Origin of the sequence: Cognatundibacterium curvum (assembly GCF_014284235.1) — a bacterium.
Taxonomy (GTDB): Bacteria; Pseudomonadota; Gammaproteobacteria; order Burkholderiales; family Burkholderiaceae_D; genus Undibacterium; species Undibacterium curvum.
In genome coordinates, this window is record NZ_JACOGD010000007.1 from 275549 (window position 1) to 300662 (window position 25114).

The window sequence follows — 25114 nt, forward strand, 5'->3', positions numbered from 1 at the left end:
TAAAAAAAACGCTGCCGTTTTAAGGGGCAGCGTTGTTTAGCATGGTGCTTAAGTAGTCCATGATGGCGTCAGTAAGTATCACCGGGAATTCTGACCCAGCCTTCCATCAACACGCGCGCGCTGCGGCTCATGATGGCTTTTTTCACTACCCATACACCATCCACCTGAGTCGCTTCAGCACCGACCCGCAGCGTGCCGGATGGATGACCAAAGCGTACTGCGCTGCGCTTACCTCCACCGGCCGCCAGATTCACCAGCGTGCCGGGAATCGCAGCCGCAGTACCGATGGCTACTGCCGCCGTTCCCATCATTGCATGGTGCAATTTGCCCATAGACAGCGCGCGCACCGACAAATCGATGTCACTGGCGCTGACTGACTTACCGCTGGACGAGACATAATCCAATGGTGCCGCCACGAAGGCGACTTTAGGCGTGTGCTGACGTTTAGCCGCTTCATCGGGATGCGAGATCAGCCCCATGCGTACAGCGCCATAGGCGCGTATGGTTTCAAACTTAGCCAGTGCTGCCGCATCGCTGTTAATCGCTTCCTGCAATTCTGCGCCGCTATACCCGAGTTGTTCTGCCTTGATGAAAATAGTAGGAATGCCAGCATTGATCATGGTCGCCTGCAAAGACCCTACACCTGGTACTTCCAGCGTATCGATCAGATTCCCGGTTGGGAACATGGCACCGCCGCCCCCCTCTTCTTCGGCGGCAGGGTCCATAAATTCCAGCTGTACTTCAGCGGCTGGAAAGGTCACGCCATCGAGTTCAAAGTCGCCGGTTTCCTGTACTTCACCATTAGTGACCGGAACATGCGCAATGATGGTTTTAGCGATATTCGCCTGCCAGATACGCACCACAGCGATGCCATTCTGTGGCACCTGATCGACCAGACCCATTTGTATGGCACAAGCTCCAACCGCTGCCGACAAATTGCCGCAGTTACCGCTCCAGTCCACAAAGGCCTTATCTATAGCGACCTGACCGAACAGGTAATCTACATCATGGTCTGGCTGACTACTCTTCGCCAGCAATACGGTTTTAGAAGTACTGGAAGTCGCACCGCCCATGCCATCAATTTGCTTACCATAAGGATCGGGGCTACCAATCACACGTAACAACACGGCATCACGCGCCGGACCAGGCTGCTGCGCCGCTTCGGGCAAATCCTGCACCCGGAAAAACACACCTTTACTGGTGCCACCACGCATATAAATAGCGGGGATTTTAATTTGAGCCGGATAAGTCATACATCGTCCAATTCTGTTGAATACGAGACTGAGATTAAAAGCGCCGAAAAGCGCTAAACACAGAGACACAGAGGAAAAAGAGAACTGCAGGAGTAAACGATTTATCCAGCTTTTCTCTGTGTCTCATTCCCTCTGTACTCTCTGTGTTAAATCAGCCCATCAAATCATCACATCAGCTTTTCGTCGCTTCCAGGAAATCCTGGGCGAAGCGTTGCAGCACACCACCGGCTTCGTAGATAGAGACTTCTTCTGCGGTATCCAGGCGGCAGGTGACCGGCACTTCCAGGTGTTCGCCGTTTTTGCGATGGATATGCAAGGTCAGGCTGGTACGCGGTGTGCGGGCGCCAGTCACGTCATAGGTTTCTGTACCATCCAGTCCCAGCGTGAGGCGATTTACACCCGGTTTGAACTCCAGCGGCAACACACCCATGCCAATCAGATTGGTGCGGTGTATGCGCTCAAAGCCTTCTGCCACAATCACTTCCACACCGGCCAGACGTACGCCTTTGGCAGCCCAGTCACGTGAAGAACCCTGACCGTAATCCGCACCGGCGATGATAATCAGCGGTTGCTTACGTTCCATATAGGTTTCTATCGCTTCCCACATGCGTGTGACCTTGCCTTCCGGTTCGATACGGGCCAGCGAACCCGCTTTGACCTTGCCTTCGACATCACGCACCATCTCGTTCTTCAGGGTGGGATTGGCAAAGGTCGCACGTTGTGCCGTCAGGTGATCGCCGCGATGGGTTGCATAGGAATTGAAATCCTCTTCCGGCAAACCCATTTTGGCCAGATATTCACCGGCCGCACTGTTAAGCATGATGGCGTTTGAAGGCGATAAATGATCGGTCGTGATATTGTCACCCAGCACAGCCAGTGCGCGCATGCCACGCATAGTACGCTCACCGGCCAGAGCGCCTTCCCAGTAAGGCGGACGGCGGATATAGGTTGATTGTGCACGCCAGTCATACAGCGGTGGCACGCTGGCGGCCTGCTCAGTGGAGATCGCAAACATCGGTTCATACACCTTGCGGAACATCTCAGGTTTGACGCTGGATTTCACGATCGCATCGATTTCTTCATCCTGAGGCCAGATGTCTTGCAGACGGATTTCTTTACCATCCACCACGGCCAGCACGTCTTTTTCTATATCAAAGCGGATAGTACCCGCAATCGCATAGGCCACGACCAGCGGTGGCGAAGCCAGGAAAGCCTGTTTTGCATAAGGATGGATACGGCCATCAAAATTGCGGTTACCGGATAACACAGCCGTCGCGTACAAATCGCGGTCTATGATTTCCTGCTGTATCACCGGATCCAAGGCACCGGACATACCATTGCATGAGGTACACGCATACGCAACCACACCGAAGCCCAGTTTTTCCAGCTCAGGCATCAGGCCAGCTTCCTCAAGATACAAGGTGACAGCTTTGGAGCCTGGCGCTAAGGAGGATTTGACCCAAGGCTTACGGACCAGACCCAGGCGATTGGCATTACGCGCCAATAAGCCAGCAGCGATCACATTGCGCGGATTCGAGGTATTGGTGCAGCTGGTGATTGCAGCGATAATCACTGCGCCATCCGGCATCTGACCAGGCACATCCTGCCACGCAGCCGCTATCCCTTTGGCAGCCAGATCAGCAGTCGCAACCCGTGCATGCGGATTGGATGGGCCAGCCATATTGCGCACCACGCTGGACAAATCAAACTTCAGCACGCGTTCATATTCGGCATCAACCAGGCTATCGGACCACAGGCCAGCAGTCTTGGCATAGGTTTCCACCAGAGCGACCTGTTCTTCACTGCGACCGGTCAGTTTCAGATAATTGATGGTCTGCTCATCGATGCTGAACATCGCGGCAGTGGCACCGTATTCCGGCGCCATATTGGAAATCGTGGCGCGGTCACCCAAGGTCAGCGCGGCTGCACCGCTGCCATAAAATTCGAGGTAAGCGCCGACCACTTTGGACTGACGCAGGAATTCTGTAAGTGCCAGCACCACGTCGGTTGCAGTAATGCCAGGCTGAGGCTTGCCACTCAGTTCAACCCCGATGATATCGGGCAAACGCATCCAGGATGCACGGCCCAGCATCACATTTTCAGCTTCCAGACCACCGACACCGATAGCGATGACACCCAGCGCATCTACGTGCGGAGTATGGCTGTCAGTACCCACCAGAGTATCCGGGAATGCGACGCCGTTCTGCGCATGGATCACCGGCGACATGCGTTCCAGATTGATCTGATGCATGATGCCATTACCTGGCGGGATTACATCGACGTTTTTGAATGCCAGCTTAGTCCAGTTAATGAAGTGGAAGCGGTCTTCATTGCGACGGTCTTCGATTGCACGGTTTTTTTCAAACGCCTGCGGATCGAAGCCACCACATTCAACCGCCAGCGAGTGATCGACGATCAGCTGCACCGGAACCACGGGATTCACCTGAGCCGGATCACCGCCCTGCTCTGCAATCGCATCACGCAGACCGGCCAGATCGACCAAGGCCGTCTGACCCAGGATATCGTGGCATACGACACGTGCCGGAAACCAGGGAAAATCCAGCTCGCGCTTACGCTCGATCAGCTGTTTTAAAGAATCGTTGAGTGTCGCAGGATCACAGCGACGCACCAGATTTTCTGCCAGTACACGCGAGGTGTAAGGCAGTCTGGCATAAGCACCTGGCTGTATCGCTTCGACTGCCGCACGGGCATCGAAATAGTCCAGCTGAGTGCCGGACAGGTTTTGACGAAATTGGCTATTCATAGGTTTTTCTTTCTCATGACAACGCGAGTTTAAATCCCTCGTGACTGGCGACAAATCCCAGGCTGCCGTAAAAACGGTGCGCCTCTTGTCTTTGTTTATCACTGGTCAGCTGCACCAGGCGGCAACCACGCTCACGCGCTTGCGTGATTGCCTGCTGCATCAGCCAGCGGCCTATGCCCTGACCACGCAAAGCACTGCTGACACGCACACTTTCTATCAGCGCCCGCCAGGCACCGCGCCGGCTCAGGCCGGGTATGAAAGTCAGCTGCAACATCGCAATGACTTCCCCCTGCTGCCCTGCTAATTCGGCCACCAGCAATAACTGGTTAGCATCCTGATCGATGGCATGGAAAGCCTGCACATAGCAAGCCTGGTCCGGGTCGCCGTGATCGCGGTTTTTACCCAGCACATCGTCGGCAATCAGCGCCAGCAAACCTGGCAGATCAGACTGCCGCGCACGCCGGCACAGCAAAGCAGAAGTGTCAGAGTTCACGAGGTCTCCGGATGATTACTGACGCTCGCTGATAGGAACGAATTTCAAATCTTCCGGCCCCACATAGTTGGCGCTAGGACGAATGATCTTGTTATCGATACGCTGTTCTATGATATGCGCTGCCCAGCCAGAGGTACGTGCGATCACAAACAGCGGTGTAAACATCGCAGTAGGTACACCCATCATGTGATAGGACACGGCAGAGAACCAGTCCAGATTCGGGAACATTTTTTTGATATCCCACATCACTGTTTCCAGACGTTCTGCGATATCAAACATTTTGGTGGAACCCGCTTCTTCCGATAGCTGGCGCGCGACTTCTTTGATCACTTTGTTACGCGGATCAGAAATGGTGTACACAGGGTGACCGAAACCGATCACCACTTCTTTGTTTTCCACGCGCTTTTTGATGTCTGCTTCGGCTTCATCAGGATTGTCGTAGCGCTTCTGGATTTCAAATGCAACTTCATTCGCACCGCCATGCTTAGGACCGCGCAAGGCACCGATCGCACCTGTGATGGCAGAATGCATATCCGAGCCAGTACCGGAAATCACACGGCCAGTGAAAGTCGAGGCATTGAATTCATGTTCTGCGTACAGGATCAGCGAAGTATGCATTGCCTTGACCCAGGATTCGGAAGGCGCTACACCGTGCAGCAAATGCAGGAAGTGACCACCAATCGATTCATCATCGGTTTCTACATCGATCCGTTTGCCGTTATGGCTGAAGTGGTACCAGTACAGCAGCATGGAGCCCAGCGACGCCATCAGACGGTCGGCGATATCGCGTGCACCCGGCGTGTTGTGATCATCTTTTTCTGGCAAAGCACAACCCAGTGCGGAGACACCGGTACGCATCACGTCCATAGGATGAGATGCTGCTGGCAGACATTCCAGCACGGCCATCACACTGACAGGCAAACCGCGCAGAGCTTTGAGCTTAGCCTTATAGGCTTTCAGTTCAGCCGCAGTCGGCAGTTTGCCGTGTACCAGCAAATGCGCAATTTCTTCAAACTCGCAGGCATCTGCCACATCCAGAATATCGTAACCACGGTAATGCAGGTCATTGCCAGTTTTACCTACGGTACACAGCGCGGTATTACCTGCTGTGACGCCGGACAGGGCAACTGATTTTTTTGGTTTGAACGTTGGGTTATCTTGAGTACTCATGCTGATCTCCAGTCGGTTTTTATCTGATTGAATTCGTTTTGGCTGTAAGGTTTATTTTGCTTTTTGCTGTGCAAACAAGGCATCCAGCTTTTGTTCAAAATCGTGGTAATTGATACGTTCGTACAATTCCATGCGGGTTTGCATGGTGTCGACTACCTGCTGCTGGGTGCCGTCGCGACGGATCGCGTGATAGACATTTTCAGCGGCTTTGTTCATGGCACGGAATGCGGAAAGGGGATACAGCACCAGGCCCACATCTGCGGATTTCAATTCTTCGACGGTGTACAGGGGTGTAGCGCCGAATTCTGTGATGTTGGCCAGAATCGGTACTTTCACCGCATTCGCGAATTGTTTGTACATATCGAGCTGGGTAATCGCTTCCGGGAAAATCATGTCCGCACCGGCTTCCACGCAGGCCAGCGCACGGTCTATCGCAGCGTCCAGACCTTCCACTGCGAGCGCATCGGTACGTGCCATGATGACGAAGTTTTCGTCGGTACGCGCATCGACTGCTGCTTTAACGCGATCGACCATCTCTTGTTTAGACACGATTTCCTTGCCCGGCCTATGGCCGCAACGCTTGGCACCCACCTGATCTTCGATATGCATGGCGGCAGCGCCGAATTTGATCATGGACTTCACAGTGCGGGCGACATTGAAGGCGGAGGAACCAAAACCGGTATCCACATCCACCAGCAAAGGCAGATCGCACACATCCGTAATACGACGCACATCGGTCAGCACATCATCCAGATTGGAAATGCCCAGATCCGGCAAGCCGAGTGAGCCGGCAGCAACACCGCCACCGGACAGATAAATTGCTTTAAAACCGGCACGTTTTGCCAGTAAAGCATGATTGGCATTGATAGCACCGACCACCTGCAACGGGGACTCTTCTTGCATCGCCTTACGGAAGGCGGCTCCTGCGGAATATTGACTCATCTGCTTTCTCTCAGTGACCGGCGTGATGCCACAGCCGGGTGTTGTTGAACAAGTTTAGCCACTCCATTGCAAAGCCTGTGCCAGTACAGCATTCACAGCGACTCTGCCAGCCCCAGCTTAGGCTTGCAGCAATAAAAATCAAGCACTTAGCGAGCTGATTTGCGCCAGATCAGACTACAGACAGCATGACAAGTCAGACTACTTGTTTCATAATGAGGTTTCATTGAAACACATAAATGAAACGCCGCAACACTCATTTGCAACAGTCCTGTATAGCCCAACGAAAGATGAACTCTCCATGAAATATCCGGCTACCACCCGCGACCAGGAAAAACCGGTGATCTGGACCGTCTCGATCTCGCGCCTGTTTGATATGTTTCGCGACATCATGGTCGAATACGATGCCAACGCTGATATCGTTCCGCTGCAGATGGGCTTCGAAGACGCGGTACAACACATACGCGAACGCCTGCTGAGCGAACGCTGCGACGCCGTGATCGCCGCCGGCTCCAACGGCGCCTACCTGAAGAGCCGGTTGCCGGTACCAGTCGTGATCGCCAAGGCCAGCGGCTTCGACTTAATGCAGGCCTTGGCACGAGCGCGCCGCGTTTCACCGGAAATCGGCCTGATCACTTACCAGGAAACTATGCCTGAGCTGGCCGAATTTAAAACGACTTTTGGGTTTCAGATTGCGCAGCGCACTTATGTGACCGAAGAGGATGCACGCGCCCAGATCAGCGAACTGAAAGCAGCCGGTATCAAGGCCATCGTCGGCGCAGGTCTGATTACCGATTTGTCTGAAGAAGCCGGACTGACCGGCATCTTTATGTATTCAGCGACCTCAATCCGGCAGGCATTCAATGATGCACTTGAAATCGCTCGTCTGACCCGGTTAGAAAGCAGCCGAGGACGCAATCACCCAGCGGCTGATGCACTCAGGGCGCGCCACAGCCTGGCTGACTTGCGCGGCGATTCGGCCGCGATGCAGGCTACCCGGCGCGCCGTCAGCCTGTTTGCACGCTCCCCTGCTACCGTATTAATTCAGGGCGAAACCGGCACCGGCAAAGAATTAGCCGCTCAGGCCATACACAGAGAAAGCCCGCGCGCACGTCAGCCCTTTGTCGCCATTAACTGTGGTGCAATCGCGGAAAATCTGCTCGAGTCTGAATTATTTGGCTATGAAGAAGGCGCTTTCACAGGCTCGAAACGCGGCGGCCATGCGGGCCTGTTTGAAACTGCGCATCGCGGCACCCTGTTTTTGGATGAAATCGGTGAAATGCCGCTCCAGCTGCAGACCCGGCTATTGCGCGTACTGGAGGAGCGCGAAATCGTGCGGGTCGGTGGCGTGCGTCCCGTCCCGGTGGATGTGCGCATCATCAGCGCCACCCATTGCGATCTGGAACAGCGCGTCGCCAACGGACAGTTCCGCGCCGACCTGTTTTACCGCCTGGCGGTTTTGCGTCTGAGCATGCCTACACTGCGCGAGCGACCTGAAGATATACTGCCGCTCGCGGTCTGGTGTCTGAAGCACGCGCTGGCTGCGATGGGCGCGCGCCCACATGTGAATCTGCATGCGGAAATGCTGAGTTGCCAGCCTTTGCTGAGCGCCTATCACTGGCCGGGCAATGTACGCGAAATGCGGAATATGATGGAGCGCCTTGCCTTGTTTCTGGCAGCTGAACCTTTGCAGGCGCTGAGCCCACATTTCATTCAAGAAATTTTGCCTGAAATTACATCAAAGAAACAATCTTTAACCTCAACTACCCTGATAGATGTGGCAACATCTGCAGAGATGGACGATAAAGAAGTTTCCATAGAGAAAGCAATGGAAATGTTCCAGCAAAACCGTGAAGCAGCCGCGGCTTATCTCGGCATCAGCAGAACAACTTTATGGCGAAAAATGAAAAAGTTGAGGTGATTAATAATTGTATCTTTTCGTCACAATATTAATATCAGTGTAAGGTAAAATGCTGGGAAGAATCTTACACAACGGCAAACTGGATCAAGTGCTCACTATGAAAAAATTACTGATTGTTGACGATAGCAAAGTCTCACGCATGGTCATTCGTGCCCACGTGAAAGCCGTTCAGCCAGACTGGGAATTTGTGGAAGCTGCAACTGGTGAAGATGCACTCAAGATAGTCGATGAAGCGAAACCGGATTTCTGCACCATGGATATTAATATGCCGGGCATGCTGGGTACCGATGCTGCCGAGCAGATACTGCAGAAACATCCACACATGCGCATCGCCATTTTCTCTGCTAACGTACAAGATACGATGCAATCCCGCGCCAATTCTATCGGTTCGATTTTCGTCGCTAAACCAGTTACAGAAAAATCGATCGCTATCGTACTCAATTACTTTGCGAGCGCAGCATGAACATTCTGAGCGAATTACATCTTGATGCACTAAGCGAAGTTTTCAACGTCGGCGCAGGCCGGGCCGCGGCCAGCCTGTCAGAAATTGTCGGCGATGAAGTCCGTTTATCTGTACCTTCAGTTGAAATTCGCAAGTCGTCCGAGATTGATCTGTCAGTCATGGGACTCAAGGGTGAGCGCTTTGGTGCAGTGCATCAGACCTTTACTGGCAGCTTTGAAGCCGAGGCAATTCTGCTGTTCACAGAAGAACACGCACTGGAAATTGTACGTGACATGATGGGTTCACAAATCAGCCTGGAAGAACTGGCTGAATTTGAACAAGAAGCCATGTGTGAACTCGGCAATATTATTCTTAATGCCTGCCTGTCCGCCATGGCGGATATGCTGAGCATTCCGATGAATTGCTCCTTACCGGATTACTCGGTCGCATCAACGGAAGAAATTCTGCATCGTTTCAATGAAGAAGATGTCGATCATTCTTACCTATTATTGCTGCATATTGATCTGGCGATTGAAAAGCGACGCTCAGAAGGTCATTTGATTTTCCTGTTAAGTTCAACTTCACTGAAAGACCTGATCACCCAAATCGAACGCTTTTTAGGGGAAATCTAATGTCGGTGCCGGTGCCTGCCACTCCATCGCCCACAGCAATGGAAGTCATACTAAACACCATCAGTCTGGGACTGATCGTGGTGGATAGTCAGCAAACAGTCACTTTATGGAATGACTGGGTAGCACGCCACAGCGGCATGGAAGCAAAACAGGCTATTGGCAAGCCAGTCAGTGAAGCGTTTTCGGAACCGCCCAGCCGCGCCTTTTCTCTTGCGCTGGCAAACACCCTCAACTATGGACTGCCGGTGGTGCTATCGAATGCCTTGCACCGCTCGCCGCTGGCGCTGTTTGAACGCATGCTGGATGTGCCAGGAGCGGTCAGACTGCATCAGTCAGTGACACTGACACCGATACAGATAGGTAGCGAACGCTGTTGCCTGATACAGATTTCTGACTCGACAACCTCGATCAAGCGTGAAAAAATCCTGCGCTCCCATTCAGAACTACTGAAAAAAGAAGCGACCACCGATGGTTTGACCGGCATTTATAACCGACGCTTTTTTGACGAACACTTCAAGATGGCACTGGGACATTCCACCCGCCAGAACAGTTCAATTTCTGTATTCATGGTCGACATCGACTTCTTCAAAGAATATAACGACTTCTATGGTCATGTGATCGGCGACAAAGCCCTTATCGAAGTCGCCAATACCCTCAAACAGCAATTGCTGCGCGCCAGTGATGTGGTGGCGCGCTTCGGTGGTGAAGAGTTTGTGCTGATGCTACCGAATATGGCGCAAGAATCGGCTGTACAATTCGCGGAAAAATTACGACTGGCAATCTGGAACAGCGACATTCCGCATGCACGCTCCAAAATCGGTGATCGTGTCAGTATCAGCATCGGCTACAGCCATTTCAACAAGATGGAAAGCACCGATCCGAATGCGCTCTTGAGCACCGCCGATGCGGCACTGTATGAAGCAAAAAAACAGGGGCGCAATCGCTGTTTTTACAAAGAATTACCGCAATTGAGCTTTCCCAAACCCGGGAACTAAAGTATCAGTGTAAAGCCTGATTCATGATACGGCGAAGCACTGCCAGAATTTACTTTATACTTATCATTGTACGAATCCCCATCCGTAATCTGGTCTGGAATTCTGTTCTCACACTGACGCTGATGCAGCGTCCTCCCACTTTCTCTTTCAGGTATAGCCATGACTAAGACTATGAACTTCTCCCGTCGCCAACTCACACTGCTGATGACTGCCAGTCTGCTTGGATTTTCCGGCATGGCATCTGCCCAAACCCAGCAAGTATTGCGCGTCTCCGCTATTCCTGACGAAGCACCGACAGAATTGCAGCGTAAATTCAAACCACTGGGTGCTTATCTGGAAAAGAAACTGGGCATGAAAGTCGAGTTCACGCCCGTCACTGATTATGCGGCATCGGTAGAAGGCCTGATCAATAAAAAACTCGACATGGTATGGTTCGGCGGCTTCACTTTTGTACAGGCAAAAGTTCGCAGTAAAGACCAGGTCATCCCACTGGTACAGCGCGAAGAAGATGAAAAATTTAAATCGGTATTCGTCACTACCCATAAAGACATCAATAAGCTGGAAGACCTGAAAGGCAAGACCTTCAGCTTTGGCTCTGAGTCTTCAACCTCAGGCCATCTGATGCCGCGCTCATTTTTACTGGCAGCGAAAATCAATCCGGATAGCGACATGAAGCGCATTGCATTCTCTGGTGCGCATGATGCGACTGTGGCGGCGGTTGCTGGCGGCAAAGTCGATGCCGGCGCACTCAATATCTCGGTTTGGGAAAAACTGGTAGCGCAAAATAAAGTCGATCCCCGTCAGGTGCGCGTGTTCTATACCACGCCAGGTTATTTTGACTATAACTGGACGGTACGCGCCGACATGCCAGCCGACTTACGCAAAAAAATCACCGATGCCTTCCTCGCGCTGGATGCATCCAAACCTGAAGATAAAGAAATTCTTGAGCTGCAACGCGCTGCACGCTTCATCCCGACCAAAGCTGAGAATTACAAAGCCATAGAAGCGGCTGCACACAATGCGGGCTTACTCAAGTAATGTCGGTCACACCCGTCTCAAACGCAGCACCCGCCACCCAAATCAGCCTGCGCGATCTGTGTGTGCGGCATACTGGTGCGGCAGCATCCAAGTCTGACGCTGGCCAGAACTTTGCACTGAAAAATATCTCTTTGCAGATTAAGTCTGGCGAGCAGATTGCCATCATCGGTCCTTCCGGTGCGGGCAAAACCACCCTGCTGCATACGCTCGCCTGTGCACACCAGCCTGCCAGTGGCGAGCTGGTCTGGAATGACAGTTATCCCTGGCAGCACACAGATGCGGAGCGTCATGCGATGCGCCGCCAGTTATTCCTGGCACCGCAAAGCCCGCCACTGCCCGCGCGCCAGCGTGTAATCACCAGTGTACTGGCTGGCCGCCTGCCACAATGGTCGCTATGGCAGTCGCTGCGCAGCCTGTTCAGTCCGTCTGATCCGGTTGCCGCCTATGAAGCGCTGGCGCACTTTCACTTACAGGATAAACTGTATGCCCGGGTGGACCAGCTGTCCGGCGGTGAGCGTCAACGCTGCGGCCTGGCCCGTCTTTGCCTGTCGGATGCACGCCTGCTGCTGGTGGACGAACCACTGTCAGCACTGGACCCAACCCTGGCCGTGCAGACGCTGAACAGCCTGCAACAACTCGCGCGCCAACGTCAGGCTACGCTGATTTGCAGCCTGCATCAGGTCGAACTGGCGCGTACGCATTTCCCCAGAGTGATAGGTTTGCGTCAGGGCGAAATCCTGTTTGATACCGATCGCGTCACCGATGCCATGCTGACCGGGTTATATCGTAATGCGGGCAGCACAAGCGCGCCCGCACACCTTGCCACTGCCGCAGCGCCAGACACGGCGCTGCCGGACACCATGCGCTGTTTCTGAGGTGAGTGTGAACGCTGAAAGATCCGCACCGCTGCACGCTGACGCTCTGCGCGATCCCGCCTGGAAATCGCGCGTCAGCCTGCTGCTACTGGCTATAGTTTTGCTTTGGCCTTTGCTTAGCATGACCGAGTTCCGGCCCTGGGATTTGATGGATGCGCAAAGTCTGCAAGCGAGCTGGCAATTCCTAAAGAACTTTTTCCCGCCAGCGCATGATGCCGAATTCCTGCAACTGGTGTTAGTCGCGACCTGGCAAACCATCGCGATGGCCACGGCTGGCGTTACGCTCGCGCTACTGGCCGCCATACCGCTGGCGCTGATCGTGAATGCACAGCTATCGGTTTCTGCCATCGGTAAATCCGGTATGGCGCGCCTGCCCTGGCTGTGCCGTCAAAGCGTACGCTGGCTGTTAGTGTTATTACGCAGCGTACCCGAACTGGTATGGGCCTTGTTATTTGTTCGTATCGTGGGTCTGGGTCCCAGCGCAGGGGTACTCGCGATCGCGCTGACTTACTGCGGCATGCTGGGCAAAGTGTATGCGGAAATTCTGGAATCCACCGATGCCAGCTGCAGCCGCCAGTTACTGATAAATGGCAGCTCACGCTTACAGGCATTTCTGTATGCGAGTCTGCCAGCTGCCGCCTCTGAACTGGCGTCCTACACTATCTATCGCTGGGAATGTGCGATCCGTGGTTCGGTGATCATGGGCTTTGTCGGTGCTGGCGGACTGGGGCAGCGTATGGATGAATCCATGAAAATGCTGGCGGGCGCGGAAGTATCGACGATGCTGATCGTCTTCATGTTACTGGTCAGTCTGGCCGACAGTTTCAGCCAGTGGCTGCGCAGGAGTCTGGCATGACGCACCCTGACTATCAACATACACAGCCAGTGCTACGCTGGCAAACTGCGCTGGTACTGCTGTTGCTGGCAGCCCTGATCGGCGCCAGCTTCCTGAGTCTGGACATGCATTTGGCAGAGTTATTCAGCGATCAGGCGCTGCAAAGCAGCTGCGACTTTCTGGCCGGGTTCGCACCTCCCGATATGCAGGCGGGCTTTCTGCATAAGACAGCGCTGGCGACGCTGGAAACACTGGCTATGTCAGCGCTGGGCACCGTGCTGGCTGCGCTGGCAGGCATGCTGCTGGCACTGCCTGCCAGCAAACAGTATGGTGCATTTCTGTATCACTGCAGCCGCCTGTTACTGAATCTGGCACGTGCAATCCCTGAACTGGTGTGGGCATCGATTATGCTGATCGCAGCGGGACTCGGGCCTTTCGCAGGGACCATCGCGCTGGCTGCACATACTACCGGTGTACTGGGTCGCCTGTTTGCTGAAACGCTGGAAAATCTGCCCCCGGAAAACGCACAGACGCTGAAAATCAATGGTGCCAGCCGCGCTCAAATATTTTTCTACGCCAGCTTACCGATGGGGCTGCCGCAAATGCTGTCTTACACCCTGTATCGCTGGGAAAACAATATACGCGCAGCCGCCATACTGGGTGTGGTCGGCGCAGGTGGCCTGGGGCAAATGCTGAAATACCATCTGTCTCTGTTCCAGATGCACAGCGCGGCGACAGTCATCATCGCCATGCTGTTGCTGGTGGCGCTGGTCGATGCCCTGAGCTTCGCGATACGGCGCAGACTGACGCGCTAAAGTGCACAAGCAGTGTGCGTCAGCTGCGCTTAGCCCAGACTGGTATCGAGTACCATCATCAGCGCGAATCCCAACATCAGACCTAAGGTGGCACTGGTCTGATGTCCGTTTCTGTGGGTTTCCGGTATCACTTCATGCGATACCACAAATAACATTGCACCCGCCGCCAGTCCCAATCCTATCGGATAGGCCAGCGCCAGTCCGCCGGATAAACTCACACCCAGCACCGCGCCCAATGGTTCCAGCAAGCCAGTCGCAATAGCGATCAGCACCGCATGCAAACGCGCAATACCAGCACCGCGCAGACTCAGCGCAACGGCCAGCCCCTCAGGAATGTCCTGTATGCTGATGGCGGTACTCAAAGGCAGCCCCACATTCATGTCACCTTGAGAAAAACTAACCCCCATCGCCATCCCTTCCGGCAGGTTATGAATCGCAATCGCCAGCACAAACAGCCAGACCTTGCCGCAACGCTCATGCGCCGGACCACAAGGGCCGCTCTTATCATGCGCATGTGGCGTGAAATGATCCAGCCCCAGCATCAGCATCACACCTGCCGCCATCCCCAGCACCACCACACCGGCAGCCAGTGCGCGGCTGTCTACCATAGTCGTCGCTGCTGCAATACCAGGAATAATCAGCGAGAAGGCACTTGCTGCCAACATCATGCCCGCTGCAAAGCCCAACAAACTGTCTTCCAGCTGCTGCGGTAACTGACGTATCACCAAGGCTGGTAAAGCGCCGAAAGCGGTGGCAAGAAAACCTGCAGTACCCGCTGCCAGCGCCAGCCCGACACCAATCGCGGCCTGACCTTGCCAGACCTGATACAGACTTTGGGTGAGCAGTATCAGCAAGCTTCCCAAAGCTGCAATAAATGCCAGCGTCAATCCAGGTCTGGCCTGCATCATTTGCCAGACTTGAGCGCGCCAGCCAGCCGTGGAAGCTGAGTTTGAAATTAAAGTGGAGCTTGCGTTTGCGTGCGATTGTGCGTTGAGCGATAAGTCAGGCATCTCGTCATCCTTAATGAGAATTATTTTCATTAAGGATAGTTTGCCACGGATAATCCGTGTTGGCTAATCGTGATCGCTAATCACTGTCATGCAAAAAAACTATACGGCCAGCCTGGGTCAGCGCACCAGACGCGGTGCGCTTGCAGCGATGGCGGTAGCTGCGTTTGAGCTGCCTGCAGTACGGCATTCGCTTTGCGGATAGCCATTGCGCTCCACATCCGGGTCGAGCTGACGTAAGGCGTTTTTTGCCAGTTGCAAATCTTTGCCAAACTCGGTCAGGTAGCGCTGCCGCTCTTCGCTCTGCCATTCCTCAGTCGAAAAAGCATTCAGTGCATAGGTCTTACTGACCGCCACCTGCCCTTCCAGGCGTGGCATCAGCAAACGGTCGGGATCGACATTTTCGCGCAGCAGATAAGCATCCACATCGCGCAAACGCAGAGGCATGGCGGCTTGCTGATCACGCAGCAAGTTACCGGCAACAATGAGTGGAATGTCATTCAAGCCCTGCGGCAGCACATCGTTGAAACTCAATAAGGCAAACGGTTTGCCCTGCGCATCATCCAGTCTGGCACTGACCAGATAGCGTCCCGGCAAACGAACATTGGCACGTAGCGTAAAGCGCAGCTGACCGCCCTCATTGCTTTCCCTGACACCGGCTACCCAGGTGGCTGGCAATTCCGGCGAATATACGACGTCAAAAAAGATACGTCCCGGCTTACCAGCAACCGTATAGCTGACTTCGGTACGCAAGGTGCCATGAAAGCTGGCAAAACCGCTTTGTGCTGGCTGCAGCGTTGCGCTGTATATCCCATCGGCGGCACGGGTATCGCCATCCTGCCCGCTGTCATTCATATTCAACGCCAGCGCGGCGCTTTCCTTTTGTCCCGCAAAGCTCAGACCTTTGGCGACTGCTTTGTCTATTTGCAGCGTCAGCGGCTGTCCCTGTGCATCACTGGCGCGCACCGTGAAGACGGCTTTTTCACCGGCTGCCAGATACACGTGCGACTGAGTCGTGGCAATCTGCACCGTCTTATCCGCTGTGCCGTCGGGCTTACGCATTGCATGCGATTCGGCGACTGGCTGATTCGGGTAAATCTGATCCGGATGCTGACTGACAGGGCGCGATCCAGGCGGATAGCGGGTTCCGCTTTGATACTGGCATAAAGCCTGATCCGCCTGCACGACTTGCTGCACCAGTTGCTGACGCTGAACTGCAGCTGAATGCGGCATGCTTGCTGTGCTTGCGGCGGCGGGCATGGACAGGAATTCACGACCACCACTTGCACTATTTACGCCGTTTGGTGACTGCCCGGCGTTCGCTGGCATACCCGGCTGACTGCCATCCCAGACCAGCACAGCCAACAATGCAGCCACCACCAGGGCGGCAGCTGCGGGCTTGCGATAACGCGTCCAGCCATCGCGCGGCGACTTCAACGCATCAGCCGTATTGGCGGCCGATGCAGTGGTGCGCGATGTTCCTGCTTTATCCTGCTTACGTGGCATTGCTGACTACCGCCGCGCGCACCACAGAAATAATGCCCTGCCAGTTCCCATTGGCGTAATGATTGTAGGCTTCTGCATCATCTCTGAAGCTGACCGAGTGATAAGCCCACTTCACCGACCCGCCTTCATTGGCGGCTGTCCCCAACGTCAGGTCATTGCAGAACCAGTCCGAAGGATTACAGAGCGACTGTCCGCCGGAACCTGCCACCCCACCGCTACTGTGATAAGCCACGGCTTCATCATCCTGACCGGGCAAAATGCCGGAGTAAAAGGTTCCCTTGGCACCCGCATACATATAGAACCAGACATTACGTGTCTCATTGTGGTTGTACATGGCGCGCGCCGTACTGGTTTTAAGATCCTTGACCAGCGGCTCACTCATGGCCCAGGAACCGGCATCCGACAATTCAGAACCACCGCCTGCACCCGATGCAGCGCGCACCCATTTGATATTCCAGCCTACCTGGGTCGTGCCGTCGCTGTTACCACACTGCCCGGAAGAATTGGAAACGGCGTTTTTCTTCATGCGGGTGGAACCGCCATAATTCGCCATCGTATAGCCCATCATCAGATCGCCCGCACTATGAGTGGCGACATAGCACCAGTTGTTACCGGTACAGAAGCAATCAAGTGCATCACGGATCTTGCCATTCTCGGAGGCGATACTGTTATAGCCGTCCCAGTTGACTGCTTTTTTATTCACGCCTGCGGCTGTGCTGGCAGGGCCCCAATAATTAAAACTATTGTAGTCACCGACCACACCGCCACCGCCACGGCCATTGATCCAGAGTGTGTAATTGGCCGCACTGGCGACGCTGGATAAACCTGCCATCGCCAGCAGGAAAGTCGTGATCACGATACGCATTAACTTCATTATTCACCTCCCAAAATGAATCACATGAATAGTGCAAAACGGAGGACCTCCCCCGCTCGCCGATCAGCCGCTGTCTCCTCCAGGGTCTGGGGATGTTTGATTAAATGTTTATTTAGAATGTGTGACTGATCGCAACGCAGTATCGAAACAGCGTTGCGCCAAGTCAATTTGCGATGCAGCACAGAATTTGGTGAAAGTCGCTCTGAGGCAGCGGATCAGAACTGCAGCGACACTCTGATCAATGGCGCTGAAACAGGCATTTTCAGCGCTTAGAGTCCATGCTCTAATCCGGTCGCAAGCACCGGAATACCACAATTCCTGATGTGACTCAGACTGAAACACAGCAATGAAAAATGACGGTTAAGCACGTGCATTGACGATTTACCTTATCATCGGCACAGCAAACCACTAACTCTCAGGAAAAATCATGTCACTCCGCCGCTTTGCTTTGCTCTGCACCAGTGCCCTGCTCACCGCATCCTTGTTCAGTGCCTGTAACACGCAACCCGCCGCGCCTATGGATGTGGTCGCGCAGGTCGACCTGCAGCGCTATCTCGGACGCTGGTATGAAATCGCACTGATACCGAACCGGTTTCAAGCTATGTGCGCCAGCGATACCCAGGCTGAGTATCAATTAGAGGGCGAGCAAATACTTGTCACCAATCGCTGCAAACGTGCCGATCAGGGCATGGAAACGGCGCAAGGTGTAGCCGAGGTCGTAGCACAATCCAACAACGCCAAATTGCGCGTGAGCTTTTTCCGCCCGTTCTACGGCAATTACTGGATACTGGCGCTGGACCCGGATTATCAATGGGTACTGGTCGGCGAACCTGGACGCCAATATGGCTGGGTTTTATCGCGCACGCCTCAACTGTCAGACGCGCTCATGCAAAGCATCTGGCAAAAGGCGGAACAGGCTGGCTACCAGCGCGCGCAATTCCGACCCAGCCTGCAAACTCAGACTATGTCATCGAAATGACATACAACATCCATCAATCTGTCACGAACCTTCGTCAAAGTAGCAGATTTAGCAAAACTTAAAATCTTACTTATTGACAATAATTGTATAAAAACGGACATTACTTCCTGAACATTTTTCCTTAGAAAGGATGACCATGCCTGACATCGACCTCGAAAAACTACTCAACACCTACCTCGTCCCTTTTGGCCTGAAAATTCTGGCCGCGCTTGCGATCTGGATCATCGGTAGCATCATCATCAATATGCTGGCTGGTTTGTTGCGTAAGGCAATGACTTTGCGCAAGGTGGATCCTACGCTGGTTTCGTATGGCGAATCCTCACTCAAGGTCGCGCTGCGCATCGCACTGGTAATGGCGATCCTGGATGTTTGCGGCATCCAGACTACCTCGCTGGCAGCCTTGATTGCAGCTGGTGGTGTCGCGATAGGCGTCGCCTGGTCAGGCTTGCTGTCTAACTTCGCTGCCGGGATTTTCCTGGTGTTATTGCGCCCATTTAAAGTCGGCGATGCGATCAGCGCCGGCGGACAAACCGGTGAAGTCACTGAAATCGGCCTGTTCGCTACCACATTAACCACTGGCGACAACTTGCGTGTATATGTAGGTAACAGCAAAATTTTTGCCGACAATCTGGTCAACTACTCTGCCAACCCACATCGCCGTGTTGATCTGAAATGCCAGATCGCGAATGGCGTAGAGCCACTGGCAGCGATTGCGATGCTGCAAAAACATGTGAGCCGCGTTGCCAACATCACGCTGAACCCGGCACCCACCATAGAAATCCTCGAGTTCAATGCAGCCGGCACCCTTCTGGCAGTACGTCCTAACTGCAGTAACAAGGATTACTGGCAAGTCTATTTTGATACCAACAAAGCGATTGCTGCTGCCTGCGCTGAAGCCGGCTGGCCAGTCCCGGCTCCGCATCAGATCGAGATTCATCAATCCTGATCTGTCCGGTATCAGCTCCGCTCCCCAAACAAAACGCCTCTGACACAGAGGCGTTTTGTTATCTTGTGCTTTTTCTTCCCAGCAACCATTAATATCGAATTTACAATACAATAACAATTTAATACCTTAGGACTTACGCAAAACCGCCCCAGCGGCGTTATGGCTCCTTGCCGTACAAATGTACTGCCTGCGTCGCCCAGCCTTGCCGGGACAATTTTGCGTCAGTCCTATACCTTACTGGGTGATGAATAATGATTGTATTAGAGTCGAGAGCAATAAATTTTTTTATACGAATCGGGACAGCCACACTATTTACATTGTTATGTGCTTTCTCAACATCTCTGACATTCGCACAAACGGCAAAGATCAGCTTAACTTTTAACACTGATAGCAAAAGCGTCGAAGCCCGCTTCCAGTTATCTAAAGCGGTTGACACGCTACGCTTCACAGGTAACGGTGAAATACGATTAAAGACCTGGACCCCGTTAAATGGTGCGCGTCTGAACGATGACGGTACTGCTTTAATCTTACCCAAAGCCCAAAACTGGGTGTCCGTCAAACTCAATCCATTTGAGCGGGATGGCTTAATGGACAGGGTTTACTCACCGGTCATCTTATTTGACGATGGGCGCGCTGCGCAGATTTATTCAGAATACTTATTCCCTAAAGAAGGAGGCACAATTAGCCTGACTACTGCTGGCGTCGTATTGGGACATACAGTCGCGCAAGGGAAGACTGCATGGAGGTCGAACTACGTAGCGACATACATCGTCGCAGGACAAACTGACACTACAGAGAAAAATACTTACAGCATCACTCTGGATAAAAAATCACCTGTCTGGATTGCGCATACACTCAATGAAAACCTGGCTGCACTGATGAATCTGTATTCAAAAAAGTTCGGCTCACAACCAAAGAAAAAACCTTGGATCGTGGTTTCATTCGACCCCAACACACAAAATAAAAATGCCGTTTTTCGCGGAGACACCAATCCTGGTATGGTGCGACTCAATTTCATGGGACGCGTTTGGGAACAAGAAAATACGGCACAAACTAATCAGCTGAGCAGTTTCTTAGCCCATGAACTTTTTCATTTATGGAATGCTCAACAATGGAAAGTCCGGCACGAAGAACCAATCTGGTTATTTGAAGGCGGTGCAGACGCAGCAGCGCAAGACGCATTACGTACGCTAAGAATCACCGACGCTGAACAGTATAAAAATGAACGCACTAAAAGCCTGATTGCTTGCAGCCTCGCAGAAGGTGAAACATTGGCCAACAAATTGAACGGGCGCACTCACTATACTTGTGGAGCAGCTATTTTTTATCTGGCTGCTGCCATGAATTCGACTACTTCAAATTCGGTCGGCCCATTAGATGTATGGGCAAGCATCTTTGCATCCTCTAAAACAAAAACTTATGGGACTGCGGATTTACTGCGTGTTGCCGCAAATTCTGCCAGCAATTCTTCGACTGCTACAAGCGCCTATCAGGCATCCCAGCTTAAGGATTTGATTCATTCAAATTTAGCTTGGCGAGAAGCTTTAATTCGTGACCAGGGATTGTTTCATTTACACGAGACCCAACAAGGAGATGAACCCCATATCGTCGTTGCCAGAGTCTTATTAGATAGGCTGGTGATAGACAGAGTTGACAATGATTGCCAAGGCTCTACAAGTATCAGCTATCGAAATCAAAGCTATCAAATAGATGCACTGCGTTCCTGCCGTCGCATACAAAGCGGAGTAACACTCACGCATTTGGGTAATTTTTCTATGCACGAAAATGCGCAGCAGGCCTGGTCCTATGCGCGCGACCAATGTACTAAGGGGGTCGATCTGCATTTCAGCGGCAAGAACGATGTTTCACTGGATTTAACTTGCACTCAAATACCTGTGCTGCCACAGGGCTTATTTGTGTTTAATCCAGAACATTAAGCTGGAGGAATGGCGATTTCCTGCATCCCATCTGAGCTGAATTCGCCGCTATCTGCCCCACTCCCTAAATAAATACGCCTCTGACTCAGAGGCGTATTTATTTCGTGCTTACTCTTTGTTCAAAATCGACTATGCTGACTGTTACGTCCGTCCACTTTTGGAGCCGCTCATGAACAAACTGCGTTTATTCCTTCCATTGCTCATCACTCTCACACTGGTATCGACCAGTATCAGTCATGCCGCTGACAAGCCTGAAGACGCAGTGGCGATGGTAGAGAAAGGCCTGGCTTATCTGCAAAAAAATGGTAAGGATGCGCTGATACGTGAGATCAATGCGAAAAACCCGGATTTTGTGGCAGGCGAGCTGTATCTGTATGTGCGCGCCATCGATGGCACCATAGTCGCGCATCCGGTCAACCCCAAACTCGTCGGCAAGAATATGCTTGAATTGCCAGACGCAGAAGGCAAGTTATTCAGAAAAGACATCGTGGAACTGGCCAAAAGCAAGGGCAAGGGCTGGGTTGATTACCGCTACAACAATCCAGTCAGCAAGCAGATAGAATCGAAAACAACGTATCTGCAACGGGCCGGCGATATCATCCTGGAAGCTGGAATTTACAAGGGAAGATAGCACATCAAGCGAACTGACGTGACAATAAAAAAGGGCTGCCGTTCACAGAACAGCAGCCCTTTTTGATTAGCCCTAGTAATCAGCGCTGCAGTGTCAGCCGCAACGCCGGATAGCTGACATTACTGATATTCGCTCAGGGGGATGCAAGAGCAGAACAGGTTACGGTCACCGTACACATTGTCAGCACGTCCGACCGGTGCCCAGTACTTTTGCTTACGCAAAGAACTGACCGGATAAGCGGCCACTTCACGGCTGTAAGCACGGGTCCATTCAGCAGACACCAGAGTTTCTATCGTGTGCGGTGCGTGCTTCAAAGGATTATCTTTCGCATCGAATTCACCACTGGCGACCTTCGCGATTTCTTCACGGATCGCGATCATCGCGTCGATGAAGCGATCCAGTTCTGCCAGCGATTCACTTTCAGTCGGCTCTATCATCAGCGTACCAGGAACCGGGAAGCTCATGGTCGGTGCATGGAAACCAAAGTCGATGAGGCGCTTGGCCACGTCTTCATTGGAGATGCCGGTTGCATCGGTCAGCGGACGCAAATCCAGAATACATTCATGCGCGACCAGACCGTCGTGACCCGAGTACAGCACAGGATAATGCGGAGCCAGGCGTTTAGCGATGTAGTTCGCTGCCAGGATTGCTGTTTCGGTTGCGGCCTTCAGGCCTTCCGCGCCCATCATCGCGATGTACATCCACGAAATAGGCAGGATAGAAGCAGAACCGAATGGGGCAGCACTCACTGCTGAAATACCGTCTTCACCACGCACATAGCCGGTCGATTTCTGATTTGGCAGGAACTTCGCCAGATGCGCACCAACGGCCACAGGACCAACGCCAGGACCGCCACCACCGTGAGGAATACAGAAAGTCTTGTGCAGATTCAGATGGCTGACGTCGCCGCCAAACTGACCTGGCGCAGCAACACCAACCAGCGCATTCATATTGGCGCCGTCGACATAGACCTGACCTCCATGACTATGCACGATTTCGCACAACTGCTGTATGCCTTCTTCGAACACACCGTGGGTCGACGGATAGGTCACCATAATGGCAGCCAGATTGGCGCTGTGTTTTTCTGCCTTGACCGCCAGGTCAGCCAGATCCACGTTACCACGCTCGTCACAGGCAACTACGACGACATCCATGCCTACCATAGCAGCAGAAGCAGGATTAGTACCGTGTGCAGACGATGGGATCAGGCAGATATTACGATGCCCTTCACCGCGCGACTCATGGTATTTTTTGATGACCAGCAGACCCGCATATTCACCTTGCGAACCGGCATTCGGCTGCAGGGAAACGGCTGCATAGCCAGTCGCTGCGCACAGCATGGCTTCCAGCTGATCTATCATTTCGCGGTAGCCCACAGTCTGATCTTGCGGTGCGAATGGATGGATATTGGAAAACTCCGGCCAGGTGACAGGGATCATTTCTGAAGTCGCATTCAGTTTCATGGTGCAGGAACCCAGCGGTATCATGCTGCGGTCCAGCGCCAGATCCTTGTCTGCCAGACCGCGCAGGTAGCGCAGCATCTCATGCTCGGCATGGTAACGGCTGAAAGTCGGATGGGTCAGGAAAGCGCTGCTGCGTACCAGTTTAGCTGGAATCGCGTCTGCGACTGTCGCTTCTACTGCCGCAAAATCCGGTACCGGCTTAGTCTGCGCGAAGATTTCCCAAACGTGGATCACGTCATCACGGTTCACGGTTTCGTCTAAGGACACACCTACCTGATTAGCGCTGATCTGACGCAGGTTATAGCCTTTTGTCTGTGCTGCTGCGTGCACTGCGGCGGCATCTGCCACATTCACAGTCAGGGTATCAAAGTAAGTGCTGTTGGCTAGGCTCAGGCCCATCTGTTGCAGACCCGCTGCCAGCACTGTGGTGTAACGTTGTACGCGCTGCGCAATACGACGCAAACCTTCCGGGCCATGGTAGACCGCGTACATCGATGCGATCACGGCCAACAAGACCTGTGCAGTACAGATATTGGACGTCGCTTTTTCACGACGGATATGCTGTTCACGTGTTTGCAAAGCCAGACGGTAAGCAGGCTTGCCTTGTGCATCGACGGTCACACCGACCAGACGGCCAGGCATGCTGCGCTTGAATGCATCACGGGTAGACATGTAACCAGCGTGCGGACCGCCGAAGCCCAGCGGTACACCGAAACGCTGGCTGTTACCAACCACCACGTCAGCACCCCATTCGCCCGGTGGCGTAATCAGCGTCAGTGCCAGCAAATCAGCAGCAACGATGACCATGCCGCCTTTAGCGTGGACTGCAGCAGCAAATTCCGCGTAATCGCGGATTTCACCATTCGCAGCAGGGTATTGCAGCAGGACGCCAAAACATTCGTTGTCAATCGCTTCGTTACCGGTACAGGTACGGACTTCTATGCCCAGCGGCGTTGCACGGGTTTCGATGATCTCACGGGTTTGCGGCAATACGTCGTCTGCCACATAGAACACATTGGAGTTCGATTTGCCGACGCGCTGTATCAGCGTCATCGCTTCAGCCGCTGCAGTGCCCTCATCCAGCATAGACGCATTCGCGATATCCATGCCGGTCAGATCGGTAATCATAGTCTGGAAATTCAGGATCGCTTCCAGACGGCCTTGAGAAATTTCTGGCTGATATGGCGTGTACGCGGTGTACCAGGCCGGATTTTCGAAGATGTTACGCAGGATAACGCCTGGCGTATGTGTATTGTAATAACCCTGACCGATCAGGGATTTCAATACCTTGTTTTTACCAGCGATCGCTTTCAACTGAGCCAGTGCATCCTGTTCGGATTTGGCAGCTGTGAACTCAGCCAGCGGCAGTACATCGCGGCGGCGGATATTGGCCGGAACGATCGCATCAATCAATGCTTCACGGCTGGCATAACCCAGGGTTTCAAGCATTTTTGCCTGTTCAGCAGCAGACGGAGCAATGTGACGTGCGATGAAAGCATCGTGTGCTTCCAATTCATTAAGAGAAGGACGTGTCATGATTTTTGCGGACAAGTGGGTGTCTTGATACAGAGATCACAGCCCAGACCAGCAAGGGTGAGC

At 53.1% G+C, this 25114-nt stretch carries 21 protein-coding genes; 12 read left to right on the forward strand and 9 right to left on the reverse strand.

Going from position 1 to position 25114, the window contains the following annotated elements:
* Positions 1-68 precede the first annotated feature (68 nt).
* From prpF to prpB, 5 genes are all read right to left on the reverse strand, one after another.
* Positions 69-1253 (reverse strand): 2-methylaconitate cis-trans isomerase PrpF, encoded by a 1185-nt coding sequence (prpF, locus tag H8K43_RS14775; protein WP_186904524.1) that lies wholly within the window; start codon positions 1251-1253, stop codon positions 69-71.
* A 172-nt stretch (positions 1254-1425) separates the two neighbouring features.
* Positions 1426-4017 carry a Fe/S-dependent 2-methylisocitrate dehydratase AcnD gene (acnD, locus tag H8K43_RS14780; RefSeq protein ID WP_186904525.1) on the reverse strand — a complete coding sequence of 864 codons (2592 nt, stop codon included), beginning with the start codon at positions 4015-4017 and terminating at the stop codon, positions 1426-1428.
* A gap of 13 nt (positions 4018-4030) precedes the next feature.
* Entirely contained in the window at positions 4031-4510 is a 480-nt protein-coding gene (locus H8K43_RS14785; protein ID WP_186904526.1) for a GNAT family N-acetyltransferase, read from the reverse strand.
* Positions 4511-4525: 15 nt separating this feature from the next.
* The gene (gene prpC, locus H8K43_RS14790) at positions 4526-5680 is read right to left on the reverse strand and encodes a bifunctional 2-methylcitrate synthase/citrate synthase (protein ID WP_162021812.1); all 1155 of its coding nucleotides are present in this window, start codon (positions 5678-5680) and stop codon (positions 4526-4528) included.
* 51 nt (positions 5681-5731) lie between these two features.
* Positions 5732-6622 carry a methylisocitrate lyase gene (prpB, locus tag H8K43_RS14795; RefSeq protein WP_162021813.1) on the reverse strand — a complete coding sequence of 297 codons (891 nt, stop codon included), beginning with the start codon at positions 6620-6622 and terminating at the stop codon, positions 5732-5734.
* 298 nt (positions 6623-6920) lie between these two features.
* Here prpB and prpR point away from each other — a divergent pair, with 298 nt between their 5' ends.
* The 8 genes from prpR to phnE all read left to right on the forward strand — a co-directional run bounded on the left by prpR (position 6921) and on the right by phnE (position 14172).
* Positions 6921-8540 carry a propionate catabolism operon regulatory protein PrpR gene (gene prpR / locus H8K43_RS14800; RefSeq protein WP_186904527.1) on the forward strand — a complete coding sequence of 540 codons (1620 nt, stop codon included), beginning with the start codon at positions 6921-6923 and terminating at the stop codon, positions 8538-8540.
* A gap of 97 nt (positions 8541-8637) precedes the next feature.
* Entirely contained in the window at positions 8638-9003 is a 366-nt protein-coding gene (locus H8K43_RS14805; RefSeq protein WP_222611054.1) for a response regulator transcription factor, read from the forward strand.
* Complete coding sequence (locus H8K43_RS14810) at positions 9000-9614, forward strand: chemotaxis protein CheX (protein WP_186904529.1); 615 nt, start codon at positions 9000-9002, stop codon at positions 9612-9614. Before H8K43_RS14805 ends, H8K43_RS14810 begins: the two co-directional genes overlap by 4 nt.
* Before the next feature lie 38 nt (positions 9615-9652).
* A complete protein-coding gene (locus tag H8K43_RS14815) occupies positions 9653-10609 on the forward strand; it encodes a GGDEF domain-containing protein (RefSeq protein WP_230403976.1) in 957 nt (318 codons plus the stop codon).
* A 204-nt stretch (positions 10610-10813) separates the two neighbouring features.
* A complete protein-coding gene (locus H8K43_RS14820) occupies positions 10814-11647 on the forward strand; it encodes a putative selenate ABC transporter substrate-binding protein (protein ID WP_230404002.1) in 834 nt (277 codons plus the stop codon).
* Positions 11647-12522: a phosphonate ABC transporter ATP-binding protein gene (locus H8K43_RS14825; RefSeq protein ID WP_186904532.1), complete on the forward strand. Its 876-nt coding sequence runs from the start codon at positions 11647-11649 to the stop codon at positions 12520-12522. Before H8K43_RS14820 ends, H8K43_RS14825 begins: the two co-directional genes overlap by 1 nt.
* Before the next feature lie 7 nt (positions 12523-12529).
* Positions 12530-13378, forward strand: coding sequence for a PhnE/PtxC family ABC transporter permease (locus tag H8K43_RS14830; RefSeq protein WP_329604532.1), 849 nt, complete (start codon positions 12530-12532; stop codon positions 13376-13378).
* Complete coding sequence (gene phnE / locus H8K43_RS14835) at positions 13375-14172, forward strand: phosphonate ABC transporter, permease protein PhnE (protein ID WP_186904534.1); 798 nt, start codon at positions 13375-13377, stop codon at positions 14170-14172. Before H8K43_RS14830 ends, phnE begins: the two co-directional genes overlap by 4 nt.
* Before the next feature lie 29 nt (positions 14173-14201).
* Here the strand turns inward: phnE and H8K43_RS14840 are convergent, their stop codons facing one another.
* The 3 genes from H8K43_RS14840 to H8K43_RS14850 all read right to left on the reverse strand — a co-directional run bounded on the left by H8K43_RS14840 (position 14202) and on the right by H8K43_RS14850 (position 17559).
* Positions 14202-15080, reverse strand: coding sequence for a ZIP family metal transporter (locus tag H8K43_RS14840; RefSeq protein ID WP_222611062.1), 879 nt, complete (start codon positions 15078-15080; stop codon positions 14202-14204).
* Between the two features lie 219 nt (positions 15081-15299).
* Positions 15300-16685 carry a choice-of-anchor X domain-containing protein gene (locus tag H8K43_RS14845; RefSeq protein WP_186904535.1) on the reverse strand — a complete coding sequence of 462 codons (1386 nt, stop codon included), beginning with the start codon at positions 16683-16685 and terminating at the stop codon, positions 15300-15302.
* Entirely contained in the window at positions 16675-17559 is an 885-nt protein-coding gene (locus H8K43_RS14850; protein ID WP_230403978.1) for a hypothetical protein, read from the reverse strand. Before H8K43_RS14850 ends, H8K43_RS14845 begins: the two co-directional genes overlap by 11 nt.
* A 427-nt stretch (positions 17560-17986) precedes the next feature.
* Between H8K43_RS14850 and H8K43_RS14855 the strand changes: the two genes are divergently transcribed.
* The 4 genes from H8K43_RS14855 to H8K43_RS14870 all read left to right on the forward strand — a co-directional run bounded on the left by H8K43_RS14855 (position 17987) and on the right by H8K43_RS14870 (position 22052).
* On the forward strand, positions 17987-18538 hold the full coding sequence (locus H8K43_RS14855; protein WP_186904536.1) for a lipocalin family protein: 552 nt from the start codon (positions 17987-17989) through the stop codon (positions 18536-18538).
* 136 nt (positions 18539-18674) lie between these two features.
* Complete coding sequence (locus H8K43_RS14860) at positions 18675-19484, forward strand: mechanosensitive ion channel family protein (protein ID WP_186904537.1); 810 nt, start codon at positions 18675-18677, stop codon at positions 19482-19484.
* Positions 19485-19735: 251 nt separating this feature from the next.
* Positions 19736-21421 carry a hypothetical protein gene (locus H8K43_RS14865; RefSeq protein ID WP_186904538.1) on the forward strand — a complete coding sequence of 562 codons (1686 nt, stop codon included), beginning with the start codon at positions 19736-19738 and terminating at the stop codon, positions 21419-21421.
* Positions 21422-21590: 169 nt separating this feature from the next.
* Positions 21591-22052, forward strand: a complete 462-nt coding sequence (locus tag H8K43_RS14870) for a cache domain-containing protein (RefSeq protein WP_186904539.1) — start codon at positions 21591-21593, stop codon at positions 22050-22052.
* A 119-nt stretch (positions 22053-22171) separates the two neighbouring features.
* Here H8K43_RS14870 and gcvP read toward each other — a convergent pair whose 3' ends face one another.
* The gene (gcvP, locus tag H8K43_RS14875) at positions 22172-25051 is read right to left on the reverse strand and encodes an aminomethyl-transferring glycine dehydrogenase (protein ID WP_186904540.1); all 2880 of its coding nucleotides are present in this window, start codon (positions 25049-25051) and stop codon (positions 22172-22174) included.
* Between the last annotated feature and the right edge of the window lie 63 nt (positions 25052-25114).